Here is an 11423-nt window from a genome sequence, read left to right as displayed (position 1 = left end):
GGCAACGGCGTCGATCTGTGGGCCTACACCGCGCAGCTCGGCAACGGCCTGTCGGCGTCGATCTCGGCCGAAAACAACAACGGCCACCGTCTCGGCGTTGCGTCTACCGTGACCACCTCGACCCTGGGCGCGACTGGCGTGATCACGACCACGACCGCTGCGGGCGCCGAAGCGGCTGCTGGCCAGTCGATGCCCGACATCGTCGGCAACCTGCGCATCGATCAAGCCTGGGGTTCGGCTCAGCTCATGGGCGCCTACCACCAGGTGAACTTCGGTGTTGCGGCCGATCCGTCGGACAAGAGCGGCTGGGCCTTGGGCGCCGGCTTGAAGGTCAACCTGCCGATGCNGGGTGACTACATCGTCGGTCAGTTCACCTACGGCGTTGGCGCGATCGACTATGTCGGTTCGGGCCTCGGCCAGGCGCAGACCACCCAGCAGGGCGGCAAGATCTCGTACGGCCCGGCCTGGGATGCGGTCGTGACCGGTGCGGGCGCTGCCGATCTGACGACCGGCTGGTCGATCACCGGCGGTTTCGAGCACTTCTGGGTCCCGAACCTGAAGACCTCGCTGTACGGTTCGTACGGCAAGCTCGAGTACTCGGCTGCTGCCAGTGCTGTGCTTACCACGGGCCTCGGCACTGCTGCCGCTGGTACCGTCACCGCCGGTTCGTCGGCCAACTGGTCGTACTGGCAGGTCGGCTCGCGCACGACCTGGACCCCGGTCACCAACCTCGATCTGAGCGTCGAAGTGATGTACCAGGCTCAGGATAGTGCCTTCACCGGCCTCACCGTCGGCGACAACAGCTGGTGGTCGGGTATCGTCCGCGCCCAGCGCAACTTCTATCCCTGATCGGATAGTCTGAATGAAGAACCCCCGGCGAGAAATCGCCGGGGGTTTTTTTACAAGGTGGATCTGCCGAAGGCTGCCGCCTGTGTGTTCAAGTTTCGTGCGTTGCGAGGGTGTCATGCCGGCTCAGGACGCGCCCGTCGTCGAGCAATTAGATCTTGCCCACCTGATGCGCATGGAGCGCTTGGCTTTCGCGGCCAAAGTGCGCCTGGCGCGAGCCGTCGCCGGCCTGAGCCAGAGCGATCTTGCCGCCCGCGTCGGTATGACCCAGCGATCCATTCACAAGCTCGAGCAGGGCGGCACCGAGCCGCGACGCTCGACCGTGGCGGCCGTTGAGAGGCTGTGGCGGGAATACGGCATCGAATTTGAAGATCTCGGCGATGGTGGGTTTCGCGCGGTGGTGCGCGCGCCGGCCCTGGTGCGATCGGCACCCGTTCCATCAAAGCAACCGCGCCGCCGCCGCTCTTCGACCCGGCGTCCGGCCGGTTACCGCGCCTGAAGGCTGACGCGCGAGCCAAATCTTCACGGGCGTCGGCGCCGCAGCGTTCTGCCCACGATGGCAACCGGATAACTGTGGCCCCGCGCGTTGCCAGCGCCACGTCGACCGCTTATACGGGCTCGTGGGCTTGCGCCGGCTCCAGGGAATCGGCCGGGGCCTTGTATTGAGACGTCGACCGGACCTGACGCCATGACCGCTCGCATCTATCGCCCGTCGAAAACCGCCATGCAGTCGGGTGTTGCCAACACCCGCAAATGGGTGGTCGAACATGACCTCGCGGAACCGCGCACGGTCGAGCCGCTCATGGGCTGGACTTCATCCGGCGATACCCGCCAGCAGGTGAAGCTGCGCTTCGATACCGAAGCCGAGGCCATCGGCTACTGCGAGCGCAACGGCATTCCGTATCAGGTCTTCGAAGCCAAAGCCTCGCCGCGGCGCGTCATTTCCTACTCAGACAATTTCGCCTTCAAGCGCCGGGACGCCTGGACGCACTGACGGCTTTTGCAGGTTGGCGCGGCTTGCGCAGCGGGCGCGGGCGGAAATTCGCGCGCCGAGCATCAACATACCATTTGGCGACCCCGGCTGGATTCGAACCAGCGACCCTCAGCTTAGAAGGCTGATGCTCTATCCAACTGAGCTACGGGGCCGTCGGTCCCATGCTTACCGGGCCGATGCCGACTTTGAAAGGTGCGGTGATGGTGAAGAGTCAATATCTCGTAATATCAATGATTTATGGCGAAATACTCAAGCACTTAAAGTGACGCATCAGAATCGCTGCGAGCCAATACCATTGCGGTAGTACGAGTTGGTATTTCCGGTGGCAGCTCGAGTCCGCACGTCGGCGCATGACTTAACGCAAAGACGTCGCGCCATGTCCTCGACACCTTCCAACGCTGCAATATGGTTGCACGGCTGGAATCGGGGGAGATTGTCGCCATGGCACCGTTGACGCGCGCTGGTTTGACCGGCGCATTCGCCCTTGTCATGTGGGCTGCCTTTGCGGTGTCCGGATGGGCGGCAGACAAAGCCTACCAGAACCCCGAGCTCGATCAGGCCGCGATCACGCTGGAAGCGCAGATCAAGACCGACGCCGGCACCGTCACCAAGACCCCTCAAGTCCTCAAGCGCGAGGCAGACGCCGCGTTCCAGAAGAAGGACGCGCGCAATGCCATGCTGCTGCTCGGCCAGCTGGTCACGGTGGCGCCGGATGATTCCGATAGCTGGTTGCGGCTCGCCCGCGCCGTCCTGCAGATCAAGGGCCGCGATCAGCGCGAGCAGGCGACGCTTTACGAGCGCGCGACGACGGCGGCCTACGTCGCCTATGTTCGCGCCGCCCCGCCGGCTGGCGAGGCCGATGCTCTGAAAACGCTGGGCGATGCCTTCGCGGCGCGCAAGCAGTGGCGTCCGGCGCTCGACACGATGCGGCTGTCGCTTGAACTGCGCGAGACCGCCGACCTGCGCGGGCAGTATGAGCGGCTGCGCCTCGAACATGGCTTCCGCATGCTCGACTACACCGTCGATTCCGACGCGGTGTCGCCGCGCGCCTGTTTCCAGTTCTCCGAAACACTGCCGGAAAAGAAAACGGATTTCTCGCCTTTCGTCGCCGTTGCCGGGCAGGACAAGCCGGCGATCTCGGTTTCCGACAAGCAGCTTTGCGTCGACGGCCTCAAGCACGGCGAGCGTTACGCCATCACCCTGCGCGCCGGTCTGCCTTCAACCGTGCATGAGACGCTGGCGAAGACCACCGAATTCACGATCTTCGTCCGTGACCGCAAGCCTTTCGCGCGCTTTTCCGGCAAGGCTTATGTGCTGCCCAAGACCGGCCAGCGCGGCATTCCGGTGCTCAGCGTCAACACCTCCGCGGTCAATCTCAACGTCTACCGGGTCGGCGACCGCAACCTCATCGACACCGTGCTGGGCTACGACTTCCAGCGTAACATGAGCGTCTATCAAGGCGACCAGATCGCCACCGAACGCGGCAGCAAGGTCTGGAGCGGTGAACTCGCCGTCGAGCAGAAGCTCAACACCGAGGTGGTGACGGCTTTCCCGGTCGATCAGGCGCTGCCGGATCTCGCGCCCGGCGTCTATGCGATGACAGCGACGCCGAAGGATGCGCTGGTCGCCAATGATTACGACCAGGTCGCGACGCAGTGGTTCATCGTCTCCGATTACGGCCTGACCGCCTATTCCGGTCAGGACGGCATCGACGTCTTCGTGCATTCGCTGGCCAGCGCCCAGCCGCTCAACAGCATCGAAGTGCGTCTGATGGCGCGCAACAATGAAGTGCTCGCGGTCAAGTCGACCGACTTCCACGGCCACATTCATTTCGATGCCGGACTGACGCGCGGCGAGGGCGGCCAGTCGCCGGCCGCAGTGATCGCCAGCGGCAAGAACGACTATGCTTTCCTGAGCCTGAAATCGTCGGCCTTCGATCTGTCCGATCGCGGCGTCGGCGGTCGCGCCACGCCGGCCGGGCTCGACGCCTTCGTCTACACCGAACGCGGCGTCTATCGCACGGGCGAGACCGTGGCGATCACCGCGCTGCTGCGCGACGCGCGCGGCATCGCCGCGCCGAACGTGCCGCTGACGCTCGTCGTCGAACGCCCCGACGGCGTCGATTACAAGCGCGTCGTCGTGCCGGATCAGGGCCTCGGTGGCCGTAACCTCGAATTGCCAATCGTCTCGACGGCGGCCACCGGCACCTGGCGCGTGCGCGCCTTCACCGACCCGAAGCGACCGGCCGTCGGTGAAACCACCTTCATGGTGGAAGACTACGTGCCGGATCGCATCGAATTCGATCTGACGACGCAAGCCAAGGCCATTCCGCGCGGCGGCTCGGTCGAGCTGTCGGTCGATGGTCACTTCCTCTACGGCGCGCCGGCCTCGAACCTCGAACTGAGCGGCTCGGTGTCGATCGACGCGGCGAAGGAGCGCGCCGGTTTCCCGGGTTATCGCTTCGGCCTCTATGACGACGAAGTCACCGCCACGCGGCAGGAGATCACCGAACTGCCGGCGACGGACGAGAAGGGCAAGGCCACATTCCCGGTGACGCTCGACAGCGTGCCGGAAACGACGCGGCCGCTGGAAGCGAACATCGCGATCAATATGGTGGAATCCGGCGGCCGCGCCGTCGAGCGCAAGCTGACGCTGCCGCTGGCGCCGGCCGCTCCGATGATCGGCGTCAAGCCAACCTTCAACGGCACGTCGCTCGCCGACGGCGCCAACGCGGACTTCGATGTGATCATGGCGGCGCCCGACGGCGCGATGCTCGACCGCAAGGGGCTGAAATATGAACTGCTGAAGGTCGAGACGAGCTACCAATGGTACCGCGAGAACGGGCAGTGGAATTACGAGCCCATCCGTCGCACGCAGCGCGTCGCCAACGGCACGCTCGATGTCGCGGCCGGCAAGCCGGCGCGCCTGTCGCTGCCGGTGAAGTGGGGCCGCTATCGACTCGAAGTGTCGGAAGCCGATCCGAATGGCGCCGTGACGTCGATGACGTTCGACGCCGGCTTCTATGCGGAGTCGAGTGCGGATACGCCTGATCTTCTCGAAATCGCCCTCGACAAGCCGGGCTATACCGGCGGCGACACCATGAATGTCGCGGTGACCGCGCGTAGCGCCGGCCGTCTGACACTCAACGTCTTCACCGACCGCCTGGTGCAGAGCCAGGCGCAGGATGTCAGCGCAGCGGGCACGGTGAACGTGGCGTTACCGGTCGGCAAGGACTGGGGGACGGGGGCTTATGTCGTCGCCACCTTGCGGCGGCCGCTAGATCAGCCGGCGCAGCGCATGCCCGGGCGTGCCATCGGCGTGCAATGGTTCTCGATCGACCGCGCTCAGCGCACGCTCAACGTGGCCATGACCCTGCCGTCCACGATGCGGCCGGACAATGCGCTCAACATCCCGATCAAGATCGGCGGACTCACCGCCGGCGAACAGGCGCGCGTCGTCGTCGCCGCCGTCGATGTCGGCATTCTCAATCTCACCAATTACAAGCCGCCAGCGCCGGACGACTATTATCTCGGCCAGCGCCGCCTCACCGCGGAGGTGCGCGACCTCTACGGCCAGTTGATCGACGGCATGCAAGGGGCGCGCGGCCAGATCCGCTCCGGCGGCGATATGGGCGCGGCCGAACTCTCCGGTTCGCCGCCGACGCAGGCGCCGCTTGCCCTATACTCCGGCATCGTCACGGTCGGCGCCGACGGCACCGCCAATGTCTCGTTCGATATTCCGGCTTTTGCCGGCACCGTCCGCGTCATGGCGGTCGCCTGGAGCAATGACAAGGTCGGCAAGGCCTCCGGCGACGTCATCGTGCGCGATCCGGTGGTGCTGACGGCGACCTTGCCACGCTTCCTGCGCACCGGCGATCGCGGTGCGGTGCAGGTCGAACTCGACAATGTCGAAGGCGCTGCGGGCAGCTACAAGATCGCGGTCGATACCGCAGGTTCCGTGAAACGCGAGGGTGCAGAGCCCGCGCCGCTGACGCTGGCTGCCAAGGCGCGCGGCCGGCTATCGGTGCCGGTCTCGGCCTCGGGCTCCGGCGCCAGCACGGTGGTGATCAATGTCGAGGGCCCGAACGGCTTCAAGCTCGCGCGCAGCTATGCGCTCGATGTCCGGCCGGCGACGCAGATCCTGACGCGGCGCACGGTCCGGCCGCTCGCCAAGGGCGAGACGCTGACGCTGTCCAACGACGTCTTTGCCGACTTCGTGCCGGGCACGGGCAGGGCCGGGCTGTCGGTGGCAATCTCGACCTCGCTCGATGCGGCGACGCTTCTGAACTCGCTTGACCGCTATCCGTTCGGCTGCTCGGAGCAAATCACCAGCCGCGCGGTGGCGATGCTCTACATCAACGATCTCGCCGCGCAGGCGCGGCTGGCGCCGGACGGCGAGATCGATGCGCGCATCAAGGACGCCATCGCGCGGCTCACGGCGCGGCAGGGCGCCAACGGTTCCTTCGGCCTCTGGTCCGTCGGTGGCGACGATCCGTGGCTCGATGCCTACGTCACCGACTTTCTGACGCGGGCACGCGAGAAGAAGTTCGACGTGCCGCAAACCGCGATGACGCTGGCGCTCGATCGCCTGCGCAACTACGTCGCCACGGCGCCGGAGGCGGACAAGAATGGCGGGCGAGAACTCGCCTATGCCTTCTATGTGCTGGCCCGCAACGGCGCCGCGCCGATCGGCGATCTGCGCTATATCGCCGACGTCAAGCTCAATGCACTGGCGACGCCGATCGCCAAGGCCCAGGTGGCCGCCGCGCTGGCAATGCTCGGCGACAAGACGCGAGCCGACCGGATCTATCGCGCCGCGCTCGACGCGCTGCCGGCACAGCCAAAGCTCGAAATTGGCCGCGAAGACTACGGCTCCGTGCTGCGCGACGCCGCGGCGCTGGTGACGCTCGCCTCGGAAGGTCACGCGCCGCAGGCGACCATCACGCAGGCGGTGGCGCGCATCGACAGCGCGCGTGGCCTTGCCGCCTACACTTCGACGCAGGAAGACGCGTGGCTGGTAATGGCAGCGAAGGCGCTGGCCGGCGAGATGAACGCCATCCGGCTCGACGTCAACGGCGACAAGCGTCAAGGCGCTTTCTACCGCAGCTTCAAGCCCGACCAACTGGCGTCGCCGGTCCGCGTCAGCAATAGCGGCGACGGCACGGTGCAGGCCGTGGTGTCGGTATCCGGCGCGCCGCTGACGCCGGAGCCGGCAGCGTCGAACGGCTTCAAGATCGAGCGCAATTACTTCACGCTCGGCGGCGAGCCGGCCGATCCGGCCAAGGCAAAACAGAACGACCGCTTCGTCGTCGTGCTGAAGATGACGGAGGCGCAGCCGCAGTTCGGCCGCGTCATTGTCGCCGACTATTTGCCGGCCGGTTTCGAAATCGACAATCCGAAGCTGGTGTCGTCGGGTGAAACCGGTACGCTTGGCTGGATCAGCGACGCCGCCGATCCGGTAAACAGCGAATTCCGCGACGATCGTTTCACCGCGGCGTTCGACCGCCGCGCGGATTCGCCACCGGTGTTCAGCGTGGCCTATGTCGTCCGCGCCGTGTCGCCCGGGCACTACACGCTACCGCAAGCCAAGGTCGAGGACATGTATCGGCCCGACCGCTTCGCCCGCACGGCGACCGGAGTCATTGATGTGACGGGTAAATGAGCCGCCTAAAACTCATCCTGGCGTCGATCGTCGGCTTGGCCGCCCTGGCGGCGGCCGCCTGCGCCGGATGGGTCTATTCGCTCGGCCCAGCGCCGCTCGGCAAGGACATCGCGCTTTCGCACACTGTGCTCGATCGCGAAGGCCGGCTGTTGCGCGCATATGCCACCAAGGACGGTTACTGGCGTCTGCCGGCGAACGTCGAGGATGTCGATCCGCGCTTTCTCAAGCTGTTGTTCGCCTATGAGGACAAGCGCTTCTACGAACATCATGGCGTCGATCCGGTCGCGATGGCTCGTGCCGCCTGGCAACTCGTCTCATCCGGCCACATCATCTCCGGCGGTTCGACCTTGACGATGCAGGTTGCGCGTCTCCTGGAGCCGCGCGAACACCGCACTTTTGCTGCCAAGCTGCGGCAGGTGACGCGTGCGCTCGAACTCGAACACGCGCTGACCAAGAACGAGATTTTGTCGCTCTATCTGACGCTGGCTCCCTATGGCGGCAATCTCGAAGGCATCCGCGCCGCTTCGCTTGCCTATTTGGGCAAGGAGCCGCGGCGATTGTCGCTCGCCGAGGCGGCTTTGCTGGTTGCCTTGCCGCAGTCGCCGGAAAGGCGCCGGCCCGATCGCCATGCGGCGGTTGCGCGGGCGGCGCGCGACCGCGTGCTCGACCGTGTCGCGCTCGCTGATGTCGTGCCGCGCGATGAGATCGCCCACGCCAAGGCCGAGCCGGTGCCGATGGCGCGGTGGCCGATGCCCGTGTTCGCGCCGCATTCAGCCGACCACATCGTCTTGCAAGAGCCGGAGCAGCACGTTCATCGCCTCACGATCGGCCAGCCGCTGCAGGCGCGTCTGCAGCTTTTGGCGCAAGAGCGCGCGGCGGCGATCGGGCCCGATATTTCAGTCGCGATCATCGTTGTCGATAACCAGTCGAACGAGGTGAGGGCGCGTGTTGCCTCGTCGGACTATTTCGACGCGCGGCGCGCCGGCCAAGTCGATATGACGATGGCGCTGCGCTCGCCCGGTTCGACGCTCAAGCCCTTCATTTACGGATTGGGCTTCGAGGACGGCCTGATCCATCCCGAAACGCTGATCGACGACCGGCCGCAGCGTTACGGCAGCTATCAGCCGGAGAATTTCGACCTAACCTTCCAGGGCACGGTGACGGTGCGGCGCGCGTTGCAGTTGTCGCTCAACGTGCCGGCCATCGCCATCCTCAACAAGGTCGGCGTCAACCGGCTCGGCGCGCGGCTGACACAGGCCGGCGCGGCACTGGTGCTTCCGAAGGAGGAAGCGCCCGGTCTCGCCATGGGCCTCGGCGGCGTCGGCATTACCCTCAACGATCTCACCATGCTTTACGCAGGGCTCGCGCGCGGCGGCGAAGCCGAACCGTTGATCGAGCGGGTCGGTGCTCCGGCCGCGGCGCCGCATCGGCTGCTCGACCCGGTGGCCGCCTGGTACGTCGGCAATGTCCTGATCGGGGCGCCGCCGCCGGAGAACGCGTCGCATGGACGCATCGCCTTCAAGACGGGTACCTCGTACGGCTACCGCGACGCTTGGGCGGTCGGCTTCGACGGCCGCATGACCGTGGGGGTCTGGGTCGGCCGGCCGGATGGCGCGCCGGTGCCGGGGCTCGTCGGCCGGGCCAGCGCCGCGCCGATCCTTTTCGATGCCTTTGCCCGTTCCGGCGAGACGCCGATGGCGCTGCCGCGCGCGCCCAAGGGGGCGGTTTTCGCCACCACCGCCAAGCTGCCGCCGCCACTACAGCGCTTTGACGCCAGCGCGGGCTATGGCGCCGCGGCGCCGCCGCCACGCATCATGTTTCCCCCTGATGGCGTCAGGCTGGAGTTGGCCGGCGGCAAGCCAGGCGGGAAGCTGCCTGATCCGCTGGCCTTGAAGGTCGCCGGCGGGGTGCCGCCGCTGGCCGTTATGGTCAACGGCGTCCCCATTCCGAGTTCCGGCAGCCGGCGCACGCTGTTCTTCCAGCCCGAGGGCCCCGGCTTCGTCCGGCTCACGGTGATGGACGCCCGCGGGGCCGCCGACAGCGTCTTGGTTCGCCTGCAGTGATCGCGCGACATCGTGCGCACGAATGACGGGGAGGCATACCATGACAGACGTGCCCGAGGGCTTTATGGTGCGGCGCAAGCTGTGGAATAAGTCCGCTCCCTAGAACCAGAACCCATCCCAAGCCGACCATGCGCACGACCACTGACGAGGCGCCGCAATCCCAAGCGCCGTCGCGCGGCCTCGCCGCCGTGCTCGACGTCGCCACGGCGTCGCACCTGCGCGCGGTCGCGCTGTTGCTGGGCTTTGCCCTGATCGCCTTCCTGCCGGGCTTCTTCCAGATCCCGCCGGTAGATCGCGACGAAGCGCGTTTCGCGCAAGCCACCAAGCAGATGCTCGAGCGGCACGAATACATCGACATCCGCTTCCAGGACGAGGTCCGCTACAAGAAGCCGGTCGGCATCTACTGGCTGCAGGTCGCCGCGGTGAAGACAGGTGAGGCGCTCGGCGTTCGCGACGCGCAGACGACCATCTGGCTTTATCGACTGCCATCATTACTTGGCGCCATTGGCGCAGTGCTGATGACCTACTGGGCCGCCCTCGCGTTTGTCGGGCGCCGGACGGCGTTGCTCGCCGGGTTGATGATGGCGAGTTCGATCCTGCTCGGCGTCGAGGCGCGGCTCGCCAAGACAGACGCCGTTCTCCTGTTCATGAGCGTAACGGCGATGGGGGCGCTGGCGCGCATCTATCTCGCGTCGCGTCGCGCTCCCGATGTGCGGGTGGGGTGGCGCCTGCCGGCGTTGATGTGGACGGCGATGGCCGGCGGCATGCTGATCAAGGGGCCGCTGGTTCTGATGTTCGTCGGCCTGACGATCGCGACGCTCGGCATCGCCGATCGCTCGGTGCGCTGGGTGCGCTCGGTGCGGCCGCTCACCGGCTTCCTCTGGATGCTGTTGCTGGTGGCGCCATGGTTCATCGCCATCGTCGCCAAATCCGGCGACAACTTCTTCGTCCAGTCGGTCGGCGACGACATGCTGGCCAAGGTGACAAGCGGGCAGGAGGCGCATGGCGCGCCGCCGGGCTATTACTTGCTGCTTTTCTGGATCACGTTTTGGCCGGGCTCGGTGCTGGCCGGCCTTGCCGCGCCGACCATCTGGAAGGCGAGGCGGGAGCCGGGCGCGCGTTTCCTGCTGGCGTGGCTGATCCCGTCCTGGATCGTCTTCGAAGCAGTGATGACCAAGCTGCCGCACTATGTGCTGCCGCTCTATCCCGCCATCGCCATCCTGATCGCCGGCATCGTCGAAAAGAACGGGCTGTGGCGCAACCGCTGGATCGAACACGGCACGGTCGGTTGGTTCCTGTTTCCCGGCGCCATCGCGGTGGCGGTGCCAGTTGTCTTCTTCATTATGAGCCGCGACCTAGGACTGGTCGCATGGCCGTTTGCCGCCGCGGCCGCGATCCTCGGCCTGTTTGCGTGGTGGCTGTTCGATGCCGATGGGCCGGAGCGGGCCTTGCTGCGTGGCATGATGGCGTCGGTTTTCATCGCGATCACCGTCTATGCGATTACTTTCCCGATGCTGCCGTCGCTGTTTCCCAGCGAAATCGTGGCGCGCGAAGTGCGAGCCAAAGGTTGCGAAGCTCCGCAACTGGCTTCGACCTACACCTATCAGGAGCCAAGTCTGGTCTTCCTGCTCGGCACCGAGACGAAGTTCACCGACGGACCGGGCGCCGCAGAATTCCTGCACGGCGGGACTTGCCGCTTCGCGCTGGTCGATCCGCGCAGCGAGCGTGCCTTCGTGCAGCGCGCCAATGCGCTAGGTGTCCGCTTCACCCTGGGTAACCGGATCGAGGGTTTCAATGTCAGCAATGGCAAGCGCTTCGCGATGGCGTTGTTCTATTCGGTCGCACCATGAGCGCTGAGG

The 11423-nt window shown here is 66.0% G+C and carries 5 protein-coding genes and 1 tRNA gene; 5 read left to right on the top strand and 1 reads right to left on the bottom strand.

Annotated elements, in window-relative coordinates; all coding sequences use genetic code 11:
• Positions 1–862: 862 nt before the first annotated feature.
• Positions 863–1345, top strand: a complete 483-nt coding sequence (locus ASD45_RS10400; RefSeq protein WP_082540766.1) for a helix-turn-helix transcriptional regulator — start codon at positions 863–865, stop codon at positions 1343–1345.
• A 189-nt stretch (positions 1346–1534) separates the two neighbouring features.
• On the top strand, positions 1535–1840 hold the full coding sequence (locus tag ASD45_RS10395; RefSeq protein WP_056911415.1) for an ETC complex I subunit: 306 nt from the start codon (positions 1535–1537) through the stop codon (positions 1838–1840).
• Between the two features lie 75 nt (positions 1841–1915).
• On the opposite strand, the gene ASD45_RS10390 is transcribed toward ASD45_RS10395, so the two are convergent.
• Positions 1916–1992, bottom strand: a tRNA-Arg gene (locus ASD45_RS10390).
• 337 nt (positions 1993–2329) lie between these two features.
• Here ASD45_RS10390 and ASD45_RS10385 point away from each other — a divergent pair.
• From ASD45_RS10385 to ASD45_RS10375, 3 genes are all read left to right on the top strand, one after another.
• Positions 2330–7501 carry an alpha-2-macroglobulin gene (locus ASD45_RS10385; RefSeq protein ID WP_056912704.1) on the top strand — a complete coding sequence of 1724 codons (5172 nt, stop codon included), beginning with the start codon at positions 2330–2332 and terminating at the stop codon, positions 7499–7501.
• Complete coding sequence (pbpC, locus tag ASD45_RS10380) at positions 7498–9564, top strand: penicillin-binding protein 1C (RefSeq protein ID WP_056911414.1); 2067 nt, start codon at positions 7498–7500, stop codon at positions 9562–9564. The genes ASD45_RS10385 and pbpC overlap by 4 nt, the downstream gene beginning before the upstream one ends.
• 128 nt (positions 9565–9692) lie before the next feature.
• Positions 9693–11414 (top strand): glycosyltransferase family 39 protein, encoded by a 1722-nt coding sequence (locus ASD45_RS10375; protein ID WP_056911413.1) that lies wholly within the window; start codon positions 9693–9695, stop codon positions 11412–11414.
• The last annotated feature ends 9 nt before the right edge of the window (positions 11415–11423 follow it).

It is taken from the genome of Pseudolabrys sp. Root1462, from assembly GCF_001426945.1.
Taxonomy (GTDB): Bacteria; Pseudomonadota; Alphaproteobacteria; order Rhizobiales; family Xanthobacteraceae; genus Pseudolabrys.
This window is presented reverse-complemented; position numbering and strand designations above follow the sequence as displayed.

What these genes read in the sequence shown, in the direction of transcription:
- ASD45_RS10395 (WP_056911415.1), top strand. Translation starts at nt 1,535, where the DNA reads ATGACCGCTCGCATCTATCGCCCGTCGAAAACCGCCATGCAGTCGGGT.
- ASD45_RS10400 (WP_082540766.1), top strand. Translation starts at nt 863, where the DNA reads ATGAAGAACCCCCGGCGAGAAATCGCCGGGGGTTTTTTTACAAGGTGG.
- ASD45_RS10375 (WP_056911413.1), top strand. Translation starts at nt 9,693, where the DNA reads ATGCGCACGACCACTGACGAGGCGCCGCAATCCCAAGCGCCGTCGCGC.
- pbpC (WP_056911414.1), top strand. Translation starts at nt 7,498, where the DNA reads ATGAGCCGCCTAAAACTCATCCTGGCGTCGATCGTCGGCTTGGCCGCC.
- ASD45_RS10385 (WP_056912704.1), top strand. Translation starts at nt 2,330, where the DNA reads ATGTGGGCTGCCTTTGCGGTGTCCGGATGGGCGGCAGACAAAGCCTAC.